This is a genomic window from Yinghuangia seranimata (genome assembly GCF_029953285.1).
Taxonomy (GTDB): Bacteria; Actinomycetota; Actinomycetes; order Streptomycetales; family Streptomycetaceae; genus Yinghuangia; species Yinghuangia seranimata.
In genome coordinates, this window is sequence record NZ_JASAOI010000022.1 from 28,480 (window position 1) to 47,289 (window position 18,810).

General features: G+C 73.3%; 15 protein-coding genes. All 15 read left to right on the plus strand.

Translation table 11 applies throughout. The features are described from left to right. Positions 1-73 precede the first annotated feature (73 nt). The 15 genes from mrdA (at position 74) to QI554_RS14675 (ending at position 18,803) form a co-directional block, all read left to right on the plus strand. Positions 74-2,323 carry a penicillin-binding protein 2 gene (mrdA, locus tag QI554_RS14605; protein ID WP_281470080.1) on the plus strand — a complete coding sequence of 750 codons (2,250 nt, stop codon included), beginning with the start codon at positions 74-76 and terminating at the stop codon, positions 2,321-2,323. Further along, the gene (gene rodA / locus QI554_RS14610; RefSeq protein WP_425527976.1) at positions 2,320-3,582 is read left to right on the plus strand and encodes a rod shape-determining protein RodA; all 1,263 of its coding nucleotides are present in this window, start codon (positions 2,320-2,322) and stop codon (positions 3,580-3,582) included. The genes mrdA and rodA overlap by 4 nt, the downstream gene beginning before the upstream one ends. 357 nt (positions 3,583-3,939) lie before the next feature. Further along, the gene (locus QI554_RS14615; protein ID WP_281470081.1) at positions 3,940-5,088 is read left to right on the plus strand and encodes a DegT/DnrJ/EryC1/StrS family aminotransferase; all 1,149 of its coding nucleotides are present in this window, start codon (positions 3,940-3,942) and stop codon (positions 5,086-5,088) included. Between the two features lie 46 nt (positions 5,089-5,134). Next, a complete protein-coding gene (locus tag QI554_RS14620) occupies positions 5,135-6,064 on the plus strand; it encodes an NAD-dependent epimerase/dehydratase family protein (RefSeq protein WP_281470083.1) in 930 nt (309 codons plus the stop codon). 58 nt (positions 6,065-6,122) lie between these two features. Next, positions 6,123-7,334 carry a glycosyltransferase family 4 protein gene (locus tag QI554_RS14625; protein ID WP_281470085.1) on the plus strand — a complete coding sequence of 404 codons (1,212 nt, stop codon included), beginning with the start codon at positions 6,123-6,125 and terminating at the stop codon, positions 7,332-7,334. Beyond that, positions 7,321-7,974, plus strand: coding sequence for an acyltransferase (locus QI554_RS14630; protein WP_281470087.1), 654 nt, complete (start codon positions 7,321-7,323; stop codon positions 7,972-7,974). The genes QI554_RS14625 and QI554_RS14630 overlap by 14 nt, the downstream gene beginning before the upstream one ends. Further along, a complete protein-coding gene (locus QI554_RS14635; RefSeq protein ID WP_281470089.1) occupies positions 7,890-8,588 on the plus strand; it encodes a hypothetical protein in 699 nt (232 codons plus the stop codon). The genes QI554_RS14630 and QI554_RS14635 overlap by 85 nt, the downstream gene beginning before the upstream one ends. 49 nt (positions 8,589-8,637) lie before the next feature. Continuing rightward, complete coding sequence (locus tag QI554_RS14640) at positions 8,638-8,877, plus strand: acyl carrier protein (protein WP_281470090.1); 240 nt, start codon at positions 8,638-8,640, stop codon at positions 8,875-8,877. Next, positions 8,870-9,631: an SDR family NAD(P)-dependent oxidoreductase gene (locus QI554_RS14645; protein WP_281470092.1), complete on the plus strand. Its 762-nt coding sequence runs from the start codon at positions 8,870-8,872 to the stop codon at positions 9,629-9,631. Before QI554_RS14640 ends, QI554_RS14645 begins: the two co-directional genes overlap by 8 nt. Next, positions 9,628-11,115 carry an AMP-binding protein gene (locus tag QI554_RS14650; RefSeq protein ID WP_281470094.1) on the plus strand — a complete coding sequence of 496 codons (1,488 nt, stop codon included), beginning with the start codon at positions 9,628-9,630 and terminating at the stop codon, positions 11,113-11,115. The genes QI554_RS14645 and QI554_RS14650 overlap by 4 nt, the downstream gene beginning before the upstream one ends. Next, positions 11,112-12,215 carry a LuxE/PaaK family acyltransferase gene (locus QI554_RS14655; RefSeq protein WP_281470096.1) on the plus strand — a complete coding sequence of 368 codons (1,104 nt, stop codon included), beginning with the start codon at positions 11,112-11,114 and terminating at the stop codon, positions 12,213-12,215. Before QI554_RS14650 ends, QI554_RS14655 begins: the two co-directional genes overlap by 4 nt. Beyond that, entirely contained in the window at positions 12,212-13,474 is a 1,263-nt protein-coding gene (locus QI554_RS14660; protein WP_281470098.1) for an acyl-CoA reductase, read from the plus strand. The genes QI554_RS14655 and QI554_RS14660 overlap by 4 nt, the downstream gene beginning before the upstream one ends. Then, entirely contained in the window at positions 13,471-14,598 is a 1,128-nt protein-coding gene (locus tag QI554_RS14665; protein ID WP_281470100.1) for a lysylphosphatidylglycerol synthase transmembrane domain-containing protein, read from the plus strand. Before QI554_RS14660 ends, QI554_RS14665 begins: the two co-directional genes overlap by 4 nt. Continuing rightward, positions 14,595-16,673 carry a hypothetical protein gene (locus QI554_RS14670; protein WP_281470102.1) on the plus strand — a complete coding sequence of 693 codons (2,079 nt, stop codon included), beginning with the start codon at positions 14,595-14,597 and terminating at the stop codon, positions 16,671-16,673. The genes QI554_RS14665 and QI554_RS14670 overlap by 4 nt, the downstream gene beginning before the upstream one ends. Before the next feature lie 24 nt (positions 16,674-16,697). Beyond that, on the plus strand, positions 16,698-18,803 hold the full coding sequence (locus QI554_RS14675; protein WP_281470104.1) for a hypothetical protein: 2,106 nt from the start codon (positions 16,698-16,700) through the stop codon (positions 18,801-18,803). The last annotated feature ends 7 nt before the right edge of the window (positions 18,804-18,810 follow it).

The window sequence follows — 18,810 nt, forward strand, 5'->3', positions numbered from 1 at the left end:
CGGGCGGCGCGCGTGCGCCGCCCGACCGCCGGCTCCTCCGTCCGCCGTACGACCCCGTGGGAGTGATACGCCGATGATGCCCAGCCTGACGAACGCGGGGCGTTCGCGCGGTGACGGCGCCCACGGCGTCCGGGTCCGCCTGATCGTGCTCCAGGTCCTCGTCCTGTCGCTGATCGTCACGCTGTTCGGCCGCCTGTGGTACCTGCAGATCCGCCAGGGCGACGAGTTCGCCAAGGCGGCGACGAGCAACAACGTGCGCAACGTGGTCACCCCTGCGGTGCGCGGCTCGATCCTCGACGACAAGGGCCGGCCGCTGGTCAACAACCACACCGCGCTGGTGGTGTCGGTCAGCCGCACCGAGCTGGAGACCCAGGCCGACAAGGGCGCCAAGGTGCTGGAGCGGCTGGCCGGCGTGCTCGGCATGAAGCCGGAGGACCTCAAGCTCAAGACCCGGCTGTGCGAGCGCAACGTGCCGCAGCCGTGCTGGAACGGCTCCCCGTACCAGCCGATCCCGGTCAGCCAGAACGCCACGACCGAGCAGGCGCTCAGCATCATGGAGCACCGCGAGGACTTCCCGGGGGTGAACGCCGAACCGGCCGCGGTGCGCGGCTACCCGGCGCCCGAGGGCGTCAACGCGGCGAGCACGCTCGGGTACCTGTCGCCGGTCAGCGACGAGGAGCTGACCAAGCAGAAGGCGGCCGGCAAGAACGACCTGCAGCGCTCCGACCAGGTCGGGCGCAGCGGCCTGGAGCGCACGTACGACACGGACCTGCGCGGCAAGACCGGCGTCACCCAGCTCGCCGTCGACAACCTCGGCCGGGTGACCGGCACCGTGTCGGAGACCCCCGCGACGCCCGGCAACCACCTGGTGACCAGCATCGACGCGCGCATCCAGGCGGTCGCCGAACAGCAGCTCCAGGAGGCGATCCTGCGGGCCCGGTCGACCTACGACGCGGGCAACACGCACAAGAACTTCGTCGCCGACGGCGGCGCGGTCGTGGTGCTGGACGTCAAGACCGGCCGGGTCGTCGCGATGGCCAGCGCCCCCAGCTACGACCCGAACGTGTGGGTCGGCGGCATCTCCAAGCAGAACTACGAGACGCTGACCAGCCCGGACTCCGGCATGCCGCTGGTGCCGCGGGCCATACAGGGTCAGTTCGCCCCGGGCTCGATCTTCAAGGTGATCTCGACCTCGGCGGCCGCCGAGAACGGCTACTCGCTCAAGGCCAACTACCCGTGCCCGTCGGGCATCACGGTCGGCGGCATCACGTTCAACAACCTGGAGTCGGCCAGCTACGGCGACATCTCGCTGCAGCGCGCGCTCGAGGTGTCGTGCAACAGCGTGTTCTACGGGCTGTCCTACGACATGTGGCTCAAGCAGGGCGGCCTGAAGGGCACCCACCACCCGATGGTGGACATGGCCCGCGCGTACGGCCTCGGCTCGCCGACCGGCATCGACATCCCGGGCGAGGTGCCCGGCCGCATCGTCGACCAGGGCGTGCGCCGCGCCGAGTGGGAGAAGAACAAGGACACCTGGTGCCGGCTGTCCAACGATCCCAAGACGCCGTCGCAGGAGAAGATCGTCTACCACGAGAACTGCCTGGACGGCTGGCAGTTCCGTGCCGGTGACGCGGTCAACTTCGCGATCGGGCAGGGCGAGACGCTGGTGACGCCGCTGCAGATGGCGCGTGTGTACGCGGCGATCGCCAACGGCGGCACGCTGTGGGAGCCGACCATCGGCAAGGCGATCGTGACCCCGGACGGCAAGCTGGTCCGGGAGATCCAGCCGAAGGAGGCCGGCAAGCTGCCGGTGTCGCCGGCGACCATGGCGTACCTGCAGACCGCGCTCAAGAGCGTGTCGGTCAACGGCACCGCCGCGCGGGTGTTCGCCGGATGGCCGATGGACAAGCTGCCGATAGGAGCGAAGACCGGTACCGGCTCGGTGCAGAACAAGCAGTCCACGTCGTGGTTCGCGACCGAGGGCGGGCCGGCCGACGGACCGCAGTACGCGATCGTGATGATGGTCAGCCAGGGCGGCACCGGCTCCGGTACGTCCGGGCCGAGCGTCCGCAAGATCTACGAGGCGCTGTTCGGCGTCGACGACAAGGGCCAGATCGACCCGTCCAAGGCGATGCTCCCGGCGCCGCCGACCGCGCTGCCGCAGATCAAGGCGGACGGCATGGTCGTGCCCGCGGCGTCGTTCACGTTCGACGCGCCGCGCCCGCCCGCCCCGGACGGCGGGCCCGGGACCAGCGTGGTGGCCGCGGCGCCGGGCGCGCAGCCGCCTGAGCGGGTGGCGTACCGAGGGGGGAGGTTCGTGTGAATCTCGGCCTGAAGATGCGGGCCGGCCGGCCCAAGGCGTTCGGTCTCGGCGGGCCGCCGACCCTGCAGAAGCTCAGCCCGGCGTTCTCGCAGCGCCGGTCGTTCGCGGCCCGTGCGATCGAGCGCGACGCGCCGGTGCGGCGGCTCGACTGGATGCTGTTCGGCTCGGCGCTGGCGCTGTCGGTGATCGGCGCGCTGCTGGTGTGGTCGGCGACCCGGCCGCGCACCCAGCTGACCGGCGGCGATCCGCAGGCGTTCCTGAAGAAGCACCTGCTGAATCTCGCGATCGGCCTGGTGCTGTTCACCGTCGTCGCGGTGGTCGGGCACCGGCGCATGCGCGTCCTGGTGCCGTTCATCGGCATCGTCGCGATGTTCGGCCTGTTCGCCGCGCTCAGCCCGCTCGGCGCGACCATCAACGGGCAGAAGGCGTGGATCCTGCTGCCCGCGGGCTTCTCGCTGCAACCCGCGGAGCTTGCCAAGATCGGCGTGATCCTCGGCATGGCCATGCTGCTCGCCGAGCGCGTCGACACCGGCGACGTGGAACGCCCCGGCAACCGCGCGGTGTTCTGGTCGCTGGTCGTCGCGGTGGCGCCGATCGGCGTCATCATGCTGATGCCCGACATGGGTTCGGCGATGGTCATCGGCGTGATCATCCTGGGCGTGCTGCTCGCCTCCGGCGCGCAGGCCCGCTGGATGGCCGGGCTGATGATGCTCGGCGCGGTCGGCGCGGCCGCGGTGTGGAAGCTCGGGATACTGAGCCAGTACCAGATCGACCGGTTCGCGGCGTTCGCCGACCCGAGCCTGGACCCGGCGGGCGTCGGCTACAACACCGCGCAGGCCCGGCTGGCGATCGGCTCCGGCGGGCTGACCGGCAAAGGCCTGTTCCACGGCCAGCAGACCGCCGGGCAGTTCGTGCCCGAGCAGCAGACGGACTTCGTGTTCTCGGTGGCCGGCGAGGAACTGGGCCTCATCGGCTGCGCGGTGATCCTGTTCCTGTTCAGCGTCGTGCTGTGGCGCGGCATCCGGATCGCATCGAACGCCGACGACCTGTTCGGCACGATCATCGCGTCCGGCGTCGTGGCGTGGCTCGGCTTCCAGATGTTCGAGAACATCGGCATGAACATCGGCATCATGCCGGTGGCCGGCCTGCCGCTGCCGTTCGTGAGTTACGGCGGATCGTCGATGTTCGCGATCTGGATCGCCCTCGGACTGCTCCAGTCGGTGCACATGCGCGGCGCCCGCGCGTTCACCCGCGCCTGACCCTCCGAAGGCCGCTCCGCCGCACCTCGCTCCCCACCCGCCCCGCCCGCCGCACCCCGGCAGGCGGGGCGGTCCGCGTGACCGGCCCGGCGCGCCTGCCGTTGTGCATGCCGTGAAGCGCGTGCGGCCGTCGCCGTGTACGGGATCCGGGGCCGCGCGGGGCGGCACCACGCCCAGCGGTACGCCGCGTTCCTGCGGATTTCGCCCCTTCGAGTGAGTAACCCCCGGGAGCACGCGCCGGTTAATGACTCGGAGTCCGGGGGTTTCGACTCTCCGGTGGACGTCGGGGCGGCGGAGCGGGCACGGGGCCGCGGACCACCCGACAACGCAGCGCACGTCGCGGAAGTGGGAGACGCCATGGCGGGGAAGTCCGGGGCGGCAGCGGCCGTACCCCTGGGGTGGCCGAGCCTCGGCGCCGCGGAACTGGACGCCGTGGCGGCGGTCTTCCGGTCCGGCTGGGTGGCCGGTGCGGGCCCCGCGTGCCGTGCGTTCGAAGAGGAGTTCGCCCGCGCGTGCGGCGTCGGCCACGCCGTAGCGGTCGCCAACTGCACCGCCGGCCTGCACCTCGCGCTGCTCGCGCACGGCGTCGGCGCTGGCGACGAGGTGATCGTCGCCGACTACACGTTCCCCGCCACCGGCCACGCCGTGCTGTACACCGGTGCCACGCCGGTGTTCGCCGACGTCCGCGCGGACACCGGCACCGTCGACCCCGACGCGGTCGCGGCGCTGATCGGGCCGCGCACCGTGGGCATCGTCGCCGTGGACGCGGCGGGTCTGCCCGCCGACTACGCCGAGCTCGGCGAACTCGCGGCCCGCCACGACCTGTTCCTCATCGAGGACGCCGCCTGCGCGGCCGGCGCCACGTACCGCGGCCGGCCCGCCGGCTCGCTCGCGCCGGTCGCCGCCTTCAGCTTCCACGGCCGCAAGGGCATCACCTGCGGCGAGGGCGGCGCCGTCGTCACCGACGACGCGGCGTTCGCCGCCAAGGTCCGCAAACTCGCCGCGTTCGGCCTGGAGAGCGCCTGGAACCGCGCCGCCAGCACCGAACTGCCCGTGCCGGTCTTCGACGAGGCCGGCTACAACTACAAGCTCTCCGACATCGCCGCCGCGATCATGCGCGTGCAGCTGACCCGGCTGCCCGAACTGCTCGCCGCCCGCGCCCGCGTCGCACAGGGCTACGCCGAGCTGCTGACCGGTCTCGACGGCGTGGCGCTGCCCGGCGTCCCGGACGACCGCACCACCACGTGGCAGTCCTACCTGGTGACGCTCGACCCCGGCGTCGACCGCGGCCGGGTCGCCGCCCACCTGCGCGAGCAGGAGATCGGCTGCAACTTCGGCACTTACGCCTCGCATGTGCAGCCGGTGTACGGCGCGCGCGAGACCTGCCCGGTGTCCGCCGACCTGTTCCGCCGCCAGCTGGCCGTCCCCATGCACGCCGAGCTGTCCGAGGCCGACGTCGAGCGGGTCGCCATCGCGCTGCGCAAGGCGGTCGAGAACAGCAGCTGAGACCCCGTCCCACCCACCGACCAGCGCAAGCCACCAGGAGTTCAGCGTGTCCGTCCCCACCGTGTTCTTCTCCGGCGGTGCCGGGTTCATCGCGGGCCACACCATCCCGATCCTGCTCGAACGCGGCTACCGGGTGCGGATCTTCGACAACATGCTGCGCGGCGACCGGGCCCGGGTCGAGGAGTACGCCGCGACCGGCATGGTCGACCTGGTCGAGCAGGACGTGCGGTACGGCGCCGCGGTGCACAACGCGATGAAGGGCTGCACGCACGCGGTCCACTTCGCCACGGTGTCGATCAACAAGAGCATCGCGGACCCGTACGAGAGCATCGACATCAACGTCACCGGCAACCACAACGTGTTCGCCGCCGCGGCCGACCACGGCGTGCGCCGCCTGGTGTTCGCGTCCTCGGCGTCGGTGTACGGCGACCCCGAGAAGCTCCCGATGCACGAGGACGACAAGCTCGCGCCGCTCACCCCGTACTGCATCAGCAAGCGCATGGGGGAGGACCTGCTCGGCTTCTACCAGCGCGCCAAGGGCCTGTCGTGGGTCGCGCTGCGGTTCTTCAACGTGTACGGCCCGGGCCAGAAGACCGAGGCCTACTACACCTCGGTCATCAACACCTTCCTGCGCCGCATCCGTTCGGGCGAGCCGCCGGTCATCGACGGCCGCGGCGACCAGTCGATGGACTTCGTGCACGTCACCGACATCGCGCGGGCCGTCGTCGCGGCGCTCGAGAGCGAGCGCGACAACCTGCCGGTCAACATCGGCACCGGCGTCGACACCTCGATCGCGCAGCTCGCCAAGATCCTCATCGCCGCGGTCGGCGCGTCCATGGAGCCGCGCTTCAACCCGCGCGACGTGCTGGTGTCGCGGCGCGCCGCCGACATCTCCCGGGCCCGCGACGTCCTCGGCTGGGAGCCGCTGGTCTCGGTCGAGCAGGGCATGGCGGAACTGGTGCGCGGCGCCGTCTGACGCGCACCCCGTCCACCCCCTCAGCCCGCGACTCCCGGAACACCGAAGGTCTCCCGCCGTGCGCATCGCCGTCGTCAACAACTTCTTCCCGCCACGCGTGGGCGGCAGCTCCCATCTGTCCGCCGCACTCGCCCAGGAGTACGCCGCGCGCGGGCACGAGGTGATCGTGCTGACCGCGGCGTACCGCGGCGCACCCGCGTACGAGGAGGCCGACGGCGTCCGGATCCACCGGCTGCCCGCGTTCGTGATGCCCAAGCTGGGCCTGTCGATCGACTTCGACATCACGTTCACCACCGGGCCGCGCAACCTGCGCCGGGTCTTCCGGCTGCTCGACGACTTCCGGCCGGACGTCATCCACCAGCACGGCCAGTTCCTCGACCTGAGCTGGCTGACCGGACGCTACGCGCGCAAGCGCGGCGTCCCGGTGCTGCTGTCGGTGCACACCCGCCTGGAGAGCCCGCGGGCCTTCTACGCGCGCGCGTTCCGCATGATCGACCGGGTCTTCCTGCGCCGCGTGCTGCGCCGCTACGACCCGCGCTACGTGATCATGGACGAACTCGCCGCGACCTACTGCGCCGACCGGTACGACGCGACCGCGGACCGCTACGACTACATCCCGGTCGCCGTCGACCCGACCCGCTTCGAGGGCCCGCCCAGCCGCGACATCCGGGCCGAGCTCGGCCTCGGCGACCGCCCGCTGATCGTCTCGGTCGGGCACGTCATCCCGCTCCGCGACCGCTGCCTGCTCATGGACGCGCTCCCGGCCGTGCTCGGCAAGTACCCGGACACCAAGCTCGTGGTGGTCGGCAACATCTACTACGACGCCTTCCTGGCGCGGGCCCGCGAACTCGGCGTCGCGGACGCCGTGGTGTGCGTCGGCGCGGTGCCGAAGGACGACGTCCCGTCCTACTTCGCGGCCGCCGACATCGAGGTCCACGACCTGTCGGGCGGCGGCTGCGGCACCGCGAGCCTGGAGGCGATGGCGGCCGGACGGGCCACCGTCGTCGCGGTGCGCGAGACCAACTTCCCGGGCATCCGGCTGCGCAACTGGGACAACGCGGTGCTGGTGTCCAACCACGACGCCGACGAACTGGCGCTCGCGCTCATTCGGCTGCTCGACGACCCGGCCGAGCGCGCCGCGATCGCGGCCAGGCAGCGCGCGCTGGTGCACGCCGAGTTCACCCTCGAGCGGGTCACCGAGCAGCACCTGGAGGTGTTCGAGCGGATGCTCGGCCTGGTCCGCGAGGAGGCGGCGGATGTTCCTGGATGACGAGCGCAGCCGCCGGCTCCGGCCGGGCATCCTGACCGACCTGGTCGGCCAGTACATGAACGACTCGGAGCGGGCCGCCCTCTACGGGCTGCCGCCGACCACGCGCATCCGCGAACGCGCCAAGATCGTCAGCCCGGAGCGGCTCGAGATCGGCGACCACTGCTGGATCGGCGAGGGCGCCGTGCTCGACGCCAGCGGCGGCCTGCGCATCGGCGAGCACACCAGCATCGGCCTCAACGTGCTGGTGTTCACGCATTCCAGCTGGCTCGCCAACATGACCCTGCAGAACCACTCCGGCTCGGAGCTGATCGAACGCAAGCCGATCACCATCGGCAAGGGCTGCTTCATCGGCGGCAACAGCGTGATCATGCCGGGCGTCGTCATCGGCGACTTCGTCACGGTCCAGCCGCTGTCCGTCGTCTTCAAGGACGTTCCCGACCGCTGCATGGTCGGCGGCAACCCCGCACGGGTGTTCCAGCGGTTCGACGAGGAGCACGTCGAGGCCGAGGCGCGCCGGGTCCGTGCGGCGAAACCCACCCAAAGTCAGGAATCACCGTGGCCAACCGCATCCACCCCACCGCTGTCGTCGGTGACGGCGTCGTCCTCGGCGACGGCAACGTCATCGGACCGTACAGCGTGATCGTCGGGCCGTGCCGGATCGGGGACGGGAACTGGATCGGCCCGCACGTGACGATCGGCACGCCCGCGGAATGGCGCGGCGGCCCGCACCCGGTCGCCTGGGAGGGTGAACTCGACGGCTCCGGTGTCGAGATCGGGGACCGCAACACCATCCGCGAGTTCGTCACGGTGCACCAGGGCACCCGGCGCAGCACGCGGATCGGCGACGAGTGCTACCTGCTCGTGCGCAGCCACGCCGGCCACGACGTGGTTCTGGCCGACGGCGTCACCCTGTCGTGCTCGGTGCAACTCGGCGGCCACACCGAGGTCGGCGCGCACGCCAACATCGGGATGGGCGCCACCGTCCACCAGTTCGGCCGCATCGGCCCGGGCGCCATGGTCGGCATGGGCGCCTCGGTGCGCCGCGAGGTCGGCCCGTTCAGCATCGCCGTCGGCAATCCCGCGCGCACCGTCGGCGTCAACGAGGTCGGCCTCAGCCGGGTCGGCATCGAGGGCGACACCGCCGCCGCGATGGGCGAGTACGTCAAGGGCCGCGCCGCGGTGCCCGACGGCCTGCCCGCCGACATCGCCGCGCTGCTCGCCGCGTGGGAGCGCCCGGCCCCCGCGCACACCTGACGTCCACCACCCAGCGACATGCCCGGGACGGGCAGGAAAGGGGAAACCCGTGTCCACCAACGACCGGCTGAAGAACGTCTTCGCGTACGCGCTGGACCTCGACGGCGACACCGACATCGAGAGCCTGCGCTACCGCGAGATCGACAAGTGGGACTCGCTCGGGCACATGGCGCTGGTCGCCGCGATCGAGGACGAGTTCGACGTCCAGTTCGACACCGACCAGGTGATCGACATGAACGCCTACAAGGTGGCGTACGACATGCTGCGGGAGTTGGGCGTCGGTGAGTGACACGCGCGCCGCGCGGCCGGCCGACCGGGTCTGCGTGGTCACCGGCGGCACCCGCGGCATCGGGCTGGCCACTGCCCGGGCGCTCGCCGAGACCGGCGCGACCGTCGTCCTGACCGGCCGCGACGAGGCGGCCGCGAAGGACGCGGCCGCGCGCGTCGCCGCCGAGTACGGCGTCCCGGTGTCCGGCCGCGCGCTGGAGGTCACCGACAGTACCGCCGTCCGCGCGCTGTTCGCCGACGTCGCGCGCGAACACGGCACGGTCGACTGCCTGGTGGCCAACGCCGGCGTGCTCGAGGACGCGCTCATCGGCATGATCCGCGACGACCTGGTCGACCGCATGCTCGGCACCAACGTCGCCGGAACGCTGGCCTGCCTCCAGGCCGCCGCGCGCGTGATGATGCGCAAGCGGCAGGGCGCGATCGTGCTGCTTGCGTCGATCGTCGGTGAACGCGGCAACGCCGGCCAGGCCGCGTACGCCGCGTCCAAGGGTGCGGTCAGCGCGCTCACCAAGTCGGCCGCCAAGGAACTGGGCCGGTACGGCATCCGCGTCAACGCCGTCGCCCCCGGCGTCATCCGCACCGACATGATCGCCCACCTGCCCGACGACCTGGTCGCCGCGCGCACCGCCGACACCCCGCTCGGCCGGGTCGGCACCGCCGACGACGTGGCCCGCGCGATCCGCTTCCTGTGCGGCCCCGACGCCGCGTTCGTGACGGGGCAGATCCTCGGCGTCGACGGAGGCCTGGTCCTGTGACGAACGCGTCCGACCCCGCACCGTCGAGCGGCGGGCCGAAGGGGGACACCGCGGGCCCGCTCGCCGACGAGCTCGTCCACCCCGGCGCCGTGCTCCTCGACGCCGCCTCCGGCACCCGGCTGACCGGGTCCGAACTGCGCGGCCGCGTCGCGGAGTCCGCCGAGTGCTACACCCGCCTCGCGCCCGGCATCGTGTTCGCGCTCACCTCGCCCGACCTGCCGGGCGTGCTGCGCTACCTCGGCGCGCTGGCCGCCGCCCGCCCGGTGCTGCTGCTCGACCCCGCGCTGGACCGCACCGCGCTGGAGACCCTCGCGCACCGCTTCCGCCCGGCCGCGATCGTCGGCGCCGACGGCCCCGCCCCACTCGGCTACCGCGCGTTGGACTCGGCCGGCTGGGTCCGCATCGACCCGGACGCCGCCGAACCGCACCCCGACCTGGCGGTGCTGCTCACCACCAGCGGCTCCACCGGCAACCCCAAGCTCGTGCGGCTGTCGCGCACCGCCGTCCTCGCCAACGCCCGCTCCATCGCGCTCGCGCTGGGCCTCGGCCCCGGCGAGGTGGCCCCGACCAGCCTGCCGCTGCACTACAGCTACGGCCTGTCGGTGCTCAACAGCCACCTCGTGGTCGGCGCCACCGTGCTCATCGAGTCGAACGGCGTGCTGGCCCGGCAGTTCTGGCGGTCGGTCGACGAGCACCGCGCGACCAGCTTCGCCGGCGTCCCCTACCACTACGAGATGCTGCGCCGCATCGGCTTCGACCCGGCCGGGCACCCCGCGCTGCGCACCCTCACGCAGGCCGGCGGCCGGCTGCGCACCTCCCTGGTCCGGGACTTCGCGGACCGCATGGAGAAGGTCGGCGGGCGGCTCGTCGTCATGTACGGGCAGACCGAGGCCACCGCGCGCATGGCCGTGCTGCCGCCCGAGCGCCTCGCCGACAAGCTCGGCACCGCCGGACGGGCCATCCCCGGCGGCGCGTTCGCCATCCGGCCGCTCGACACGGCCGCGCCCGGGCGCAACGGCGTGGGCCACCCTGTCGCCGAGGCGGCAGGGGAGGCCGTCGGCGAGGTCGTGTACTCCGGCCCCAACGTGATGATGGGCTACGCCGAGTCCGAGGCCGAGCTCATGCGCGGCGACGACCTCGGCGGCGTACTGGCCACCGGCGACCTCGGCCGGCTCGACGACGAGGGCTTCCTCACCGTCACCGGCCGGCTCAAGCGCATCGGCAAGGTCTTCGGCACCCGGGTCAGCCTCGACGACCTGGAGGACCTGCTGCGCGGGCACGCCGCCGCGGCCGCGGTCCCCGGCGACGACCGCATCGTGGTGTGGCTGGAGGGCGCCGACAGCGAACTGTGCCGCGCCGCCGGGCGCACCCTCGCCGAACGGCTGCGCGTGCACGCGTCGGGCTTCGACGTGCGCACCGTGCCGACACTGCCGCTGCTGGCCAGCGGCAAGATCGACTACCGCGCGCTGGAGGCCGGCGTATGACCATCGCGGCGGACCCCGGAGCGAGCGCCGTGCGGGACTTCGTGTTCGCCCGCACGCAGGACGACCGCGAGCGGCACCTGCTGCCCGAGCTGCGCCGGCTGACCGAGCACCACCGGGCCAACTGCGCGCCGTACGACCGCGTGCTGCGCGCGCTCGGCGTGCCGGCCGGCGACCCTGGCGCGCGCATCGCCGACCTGCCGTGGCTGCCGGTCCGGCTGTTCAAGCACCACGACCTGGCCAGCGTGCCCGCCGACGCGGTGTTCAAGACGCTGACCTCGTCCGGCACCACCGGCGCCGAGGTGTCCCGCATCCACCTCGACCGGCAGGCCGCCGCCGACCAGACCCGCGCGCTCAGCCGCACGCTCCAGGCGGTGCTCGGCGGGCGGCGGCTGCCGATGCTGATGGTGGACACGCCGTCCGTCGTGAAGGACCGCCGCTCGTTCTCGGCGCGCGGCGCCGGCGTGCTCGGCATGGCCGGCTTCGGCCGCGACCACACCTACGTGCTGGACGCCGACGGCCGGCCCGACCCCGACGCGGTCGCCCGCTTCCTCACCGCGCACGGGAACGCGCCGTTCCTGGTGTTCGGCTTCACCTTCATGGTGTGGCAGTACCTGTACGAGGTGGCCGCCCGGCACCGCTTCGACCTGTCGCAGGGCATCCTCGTGCACTCCGGCGGCTGGAAGAAGCTCGCCGACCGCGCCGTCGACAACGCGACGTTCCGCGCGCGGTTCGCCGCCGACACCGGCCTCACCCGCATCCACAACTACTACGGCATGGTCGAGCAGATCGGCACCGTGTTCGTCGAAGGCCCCGACGGCGACGCGCTGTACTGCCCCGACTTCGCCGACGTCGTGGTCCGCGACCCGGTGACGTGGGCCGAGCAGCCGGTCGGCGTCCCCGGCGTGATCGAGGTGGTCAGCGCGCTGCCGCGGTCGTACCCCGGGCACGTCCTGCTCACCGAGGACCTCGGCGTCGTCCACGGCGTCGACGACGGCCACTGGCCCGGCAAGCGGTTCTCCGTGCTCGGCCGACTGCCCCGCGCGGAGGCCCGCGGCTGCAGCGACACCTACGCAGAATCCCAGGGAGACAAGCCCGCATGATGATCCGTCAGCGCTGTCCCGCGGGACCCGACCGGGAACTCGACGGACTGCTCGACGAGCTGGCCGCCGACGTGCCCGGCGGGCCGCTGGCGGTCGGCGACCCGCGGATCGCCGACTTCCTCGTCGGCTTCGGCCGCACCCTGCTGGAGCCCGCGCTCGTCCGGCGGCACCCCGAACTCGCGCCGCTCGGCTTCTTCCTGCGCCGCGCCGAACTGGACGCGCAGCTCGCCCGCATCGCCGAGCCCGACGTCGCGGGCGCCCGCCTGATGCGCTTCCCGCGCGGCCTGGTCTTCCACATCCCGCCAGCCAACGTCGACACGATCTTCGTGTACGCGTGGGCGCTCGCCGCGCTCACCGGCAACCGCAACGTGGTCCGCGTCTCGCCGCGTTCGGGCGCGGCCGCGGAGCTCGTCCTGGACCGCCTCGGGGCCGCGCTCGCCGACGCGCACCCGGCGGTCGCCGCGACCCAGAAGATGATCACCTACGACCGCGACGACCGGGCCACCGCCGCCCTGTCGGCGCGCTGCGACCTGCGCGTGGTGTGGGGCGGCGACCACTCGGTCGACGCCGTCCGGCGCGCGCCCCTCGCCCCCGCCGCGCGCGACCTCACGTTCCCCGACCGCGCCTCGTACGCCGTCGTCTCCGCGGAGGGCTGGCTGCGCGCCGCACCCGACGAGCGCGACCGCGCCGTCGCCGACCTCTACAACGACAGCTACTGGTTCGACCAGGCCGCGTGCGCCTCGCCGCGCGCGCTCTACGTGGTCGGCACCGACGCGGACGCCGCCGAGACGCGCGCCGACCTGTTCGCCCGCCTCGAGGCGCTGCTCGCCGCGCGCGGCGAACCCCTCGACCCCGCGATGGCCGTACACAAGCGCGTCGCCGCCTATGGAGAGGCCGCCGTCGGCCGCGCCGCCCGGCTCGACTTCCGGGCCGGCGACACGCTCGCCGTCCTCGACCTCGCCGATCCGCTCGACACACCGCGCGGCTGGCTCGGCGCGGGGGCGTTCCCCGCGGCGACGCTCGCGAGCCTCGCCGACCTCGCGCCCATGCTCGGCCGCCGCGACCAGACGCTCACCCACTTCGGCTTCGCCGCCGACGAGCTCGCCGCGTTCGCGACCGCCGTGGCCGGGCGCGGTATCGACCGCATCGTGCCGTTCGGATCCGCGCTGTCCTTCGCCCCCGTCTGGGACGGCTACGACCTGCCGCGCGAGTTCACCCGGCTGACGACCGTCGGGCGTCCCGCCCAGGCCCGTCGGTGAGCGGCTCAGCGGCCGGGCAGGCCGCGCCGGACGAGGCCCGTCCCGGAACCGACGCGGCCGACCTCGGGGTCGACCTCGGGGCCGACGTCGGCGGGACTCCCCGGGCGGACCGGGCCCGCGACGGTGCCGCCGGTCCCGTGCCCGAGCCCACTCCCGCGCCGTCCCGTTCCAAGGCCTGGCTCGGCCGGGTCGGCAAACTGGTGGCGTTGCTGCGGCCGCTGCTGCTCGTGCTGGCGGTCGGCGGCATCGCGTACATCGTCCTGCGGCACTGGAGCGACGTTGCCGCGACTCTGCGCGAACTGCCCTGGTACGCCGTGGCGGTCAGCGGCGCGGTGCTGCTCGTCGGCATGGCCGTGGGCGTGCTGGCGTGGCAGGTCCTCGTCGACAGCATGGGACGGCCGGTCGGCTTCCGCACCGGCGCGCAGATCCAGCTGGTCAGCCAGCTCGGCAAGTACGTGCCGGGCTCGGTGTGGAGCTACGTGCTCCAGCTCGAACTCGGCCGCAAGGCGCAGGTCTCCCGCGCCCGCCTGTTCACGGCGACCATCCTGCACGTCATCATCTCGATCGTCGTGTCGATGCTGCTCGGCATCCTCGCGCTGCCCGTCCTCCTCGACGACGCACCCGGCGTGGCCTGGGTGTTCGTCCTGCTCCCCGTCGGGTTCGTCGCCCTCAGCCCCGCCGTGCTGGCGCGGGCCGGGGAACTCGTGCTGCGGCTGCTGCGCAGGCCGCCCGTCAAACTGCGCCTCACCTGGGGCGTCGTCGGCCGCGTGGCGGGGCTGTCGGGGCTCGGGTACAGCCTGTTCGGCCTGCACCTGTGGATCCTCGCGCGCGCCGTCGCGCCCGCGCACCTCGGCCAACTCCTGCTGTGCGTCGGCGCGATCGCGGTCGGCCTCACCGCGGGCGTGTTCGCGTTCGTGCTCCCGTCGGGCGCGGGGGTCCGCGAGATCGTCATCGTCGCCTCCCTGGCCACCACGATGCCGCGCGGCCAGGCGGTCGCGCTCGCGCTGGTCTCCCGCATCCTGTTCACCGTCGCCGACCTGGTGAGCGCCGCCGTCGCCGCGCTGCTCGCCCGGGGCGTGCTCAACACCGCCAAGGCGGTGCCCGAGGCGCGGGAGCCCGCATGATGCTCCACCGGCTGTCCGGCGTCCGCGCCCTGACCGCCCGCGTCCGGCGGTTCACGGAGCGGCGCGGCGGATGGCCGCGGTGGGCCGCGCTGCTGGCGCTCGCCTGGGCCCTGCCGTTCGGCGCGCACGCCGTCGGCGCCGACCCGCTGTCGCTCCTGGTCGTCTACCTCGGCACCGCGTCGCTGCTGCGGGCCGGCGGCGCGCTGCTCGACCGCCTGGTGTTCGCGGCCGTCCTGCTGTGCGGCGCGGCGATCGCGGCGGGGCTGGTGTTCTCCGTCTGGCCGTGGGGGCTGGCGCCCGCGCCGATCGCCGCGTGCGGCACGACCGCGCTGGTCGCGGTCGCGTTCGCCACCGGCCGGCGCCCGTCGCTTCCACTCCGCGTTCGCTGGCCGGACGCGGTCGCGGCGGCCTCGGGCCTCGCCGCCGCGGCCACGCTGTGGTGGCCCACGCACGGGCTGGGCTTCCGCAAGTCGCTGCCGTACATGCTCGCCGTCGGACAAGGCGACCGCATGCGGCACTTCATGCTGTTCGACGCGATCCAGCAGGTCGGCGGGTACGGCTTCCTGCACGTCGGCCAGGCCCGCACCATCGCCCTGCCCGGCATGGAGAGCAACTACCCCAGCGGCATGCACTTCCTGTACGCCCTGGGCGACTTCTTCGCACGCTCCACCACGGACACCGGCCCGTCGACCGCGCAGTTCCACCACTACTACCTGTTCGCGATCGCCGGATACGCGTTCTTCGTGCTGTGCACCGTGTGGGCGTGCCGCTGGGTCGCCGGCCCCATCGTGAACGAGCGCCTGCGCACCCTCGCGTGCGTGGGCGTCGGCGCGTACCTGTGCACCGGCGCGCTCATGGCGCAGTTCTGGAACGAGTCGGACGCCGAGATCCTCGGCCTGGCCTTCTTCGCCGTCCTCGTGGCCGTCATCGCCAGGCCGCCGCTGCCGGCCGGCGACCACGCGCTGCTGGTCGGGGCGCTGGTGGTCGCCCTGGTGTCCGTCTACTCGCTGTTCGCGGTGCCCGCTGCGCTGTGCATCGCGGTCGGCGCGTACGGCTACCGCACACGGCTGCGCCGCCACCTGCGCGGCTACCTCGGCGTCGGGCTCGCCGCGCTGCCGTTCGTTCTGGTGCCCGTGGTCGTACCGCGCCTCATCGGCACCCTCGACGTCGGCAACCACCTGCTGCTGCCCGGCCCGATCGTGCGCATGCAGCGGCGCTTCCTCGTCGCGCTCGGCATCGCCGCGGTCATCGGGCTGTCCTGGCGCCGCACGCGGCGCTCGACGGCGTACCGCGTCATGTTCGGGCAGCTGGTCGCCGCGACCGCCGCGCTGGCGGTGTTCTGGGCGTACCAGATCGTGTCCGTGGGCCGCACCCTCTACTACTTCGAAAAGGCCCTGCACGCCTGGGCGGTGCTGTGCCTCGTCGGTATCGCGCCGGTCATGCTGCGGCTGCGCCGCGACCCCGTGCCGGACCCCCGCCGCACGCGTCGCGGCCGGCGCGCGGTCGTCGCGGCCGGGACGGCGCTCGCGGCCGTGGCCTTCGTCGGCGCCGTGCACTGGGGGAAACCCGAGTACAGCGGCGAGCGGCCCGGCCCCGACATGAACTGGGGGACGGTGTGGGCGTCCCGGAGCATCACCTACCCGTACCCGCTGACCATGCGCAGCATGGACGTCCTCAACTTCGCCGGCTACACGGGCGACGGCGTGCCCACCATCTCGCTGCTTTCCGACGACCCGTGGCGCAACGTCGACGCGTCCAACCTGCTCGCGATGCTCAACCACCAGTACGGGACGCTGCAGAAGACGCTCGGCAAGCTCGCCGCCGTGACCGACCTCGCGCCCGGCACCGCCAAGCGGCCCGCGCCCACCGGCGCCGCGGAGCCCGAGGGCCCGCTGTCGGAACGCGCCGTCGCGAGCCTGCGCCGCGTGCACAACCTGCTCGCGGGGAGCCCGGTACCGCTCCGGGTCGTCGTGTGGGACCCGTCCGTGGAACGGGAGTTGCGCGCCTTCGCCGCGAAACGCCCCGAACTGGGCGTCACCGTCGTCCGCGTCGACCGGCTCGGCAAGCCGATCTGACGGCGGCTCTTGGGAGGGGAACAGGTGCTCGACCGTGTTGAGGCACCACCCGTCGCACGCGCGGCGGTTCCGGGCGGCCCGCGTGTGCGGCGCGGCAGCCCGTCGCGGCGCACCACCGCCGCACTCGGTCTGCTGGCCGCCGGCTGGGCCGTCGTCCTGCTCGCGCACCTGGCGCACGCCGACCTGGTCGTGCTGCCGCTGCTCGTCGTCGGGACCGCCGCGCTGCTGCGCACCGGCGGGACGCTGCTCGACCGGCTCGTCATCGCCGCCGGAGCCGTCGCGGGCGGCGCGCTGGCCGCCGGACTGCTGTTCTCCGTGTGGCCGTGGGGCCTGCACCCGGTCGCCGTCGGCGGATTCGGCTGGAGCGTGCTCGTCGCGGCAGGCTGGGCGGCCCGCCGCGCGCCCGCGCTGCCGCGCCGCGTGACCGGCGGCGACCTCGTCGTCCTCGGCACCGGCCTCGGCGCGTGGCTCATGGCCGCCTGGCCCACCGTCAACCGGCCCGCGGTCGACGCCCTCGCGTTCTTCGCCGGCAACGACACCGGCGACCGGCTGCGCCAGTTCAGCATGTTCGACGCCGTGCTGCGCTTCGACGGCTACCCGTTCCTCGACCCCGGCCGCACCCACGACGTCCTCGTGCCGGGCATGGCGACGAACTACCCCGGCGGCACCGGCTTCCTCTATGCGCTCGTCGACTCCTTCCGCACGTCCGGCGGCCCCACGGGCGACGGCGTCGCCGAAGCTCACCGCTACTACGGCCTGTTGCTCGGCGGCTACGCGCTCCTCGCCCTCGTCGTCGTCTGGGCCGCCCGCTGGGTCGCCGGGCACCGCGCCGCCGGATGGCGCGGCGTCCTCGTCCTGACGGCCATCGGCACGTTCGTCGCGACCGGCATCATGACCGCGTTCGTCTGGTACGGCTTCGACTCCCAGGTGCTCGGCCTCGTCTTCACGGCGCTCACCGTCGCGCTGCTCGTGCGCTACCCGGACCGGCCCGTCGAGCAGACCGTCGTCGCGGGACTCGCGCTGACCGGCGTCGCGTTCACATATCCGCTGTACGTGCCGGCCCTCGGCGTCGCCGCCGCCGTGACGCTGTGGGGCATGCGCGCCCGGCTCAAGACGCGGCCGGTCGCGACCGCCGCCGCCCTGCTCTGCGTCGCCCCGCTCGTGCTGCTGCCGATCGCCGTGCCGCGCCTGGCCGGCGACTTCCACGCGGGCTCGCACCTGCTGCTGCGGGGCCCGATCGTCCAGGCGCCGCGCCACCTGCTGTTCGCCGCCACCGCGCTCGTCACGGTCGTGATGACGGTCACCACGGCACGCAGGGCGCCGACACAGCGGCTCATGGCCGTCCAGGTCGCCGCCGCCGCGAGCGTCGCCTGCGGACTGTGGCTCTACCAGCGCGTCCGCATCGGGGCGTCCTCCTACTACCTGGAGAAACTCCTCTACGCGTGGCTCGTGACCGCCCTGATCGCCCTCGGCGGCAGCGGCACGCTGCTGCGCGGCCGCGGCAGACAGCGACGCGCACCTGCCGCGACCGGGGCGCGCCTGTGGCTCCGGCGCGGCACCGCCGCCCTCGCCGCCGCGCTCGCCGGAGTCTTGATCGCGGGCGGCGTCAGCTTCGGGCGCCCCGAGTTCGCGTCCGGCCGCCCCGCCGAGAACAACACCTGGGGCCGCGTATGGGCCGCCGGACTCATCGTCAGCCCCGCACAGAACGAACTCGTCGCGATGCAGCGGCGCCGGCTCCTCGGCGACGGCACGTTCACCATGGTCGTCCTGCGCCACGGCCGCTCCGACTGGCAGAGCGCCCTGGTCACCATGCAGGCCGCCGCCATGAACCACCAGCTCGGCAGGCTCGAGGACTACGTCGCCACGATGCCGCTCGTGCCCGTCGACAAGGAAGAGGCGCGGTCCGCGCTCGACCCCATGTGGTACGTCAGCCGGAACTGGGCCGACAACCTGGAGATCTACGCCCGGAAGACCCCGACGCCGCTGCGCATCGTCTCGTTCGAGCCCGACGCGACCACCGCACTTACTGCGGCGGCGGCCCGGAACCCGTGCCGGTGCGTGCGCGTCGTCCCCGTGGGCCCCGGCGTACCGCCCGTCGCAGCGGTCTCAGCCGCTCCGGGCAGGCGTTAGGCTGGGA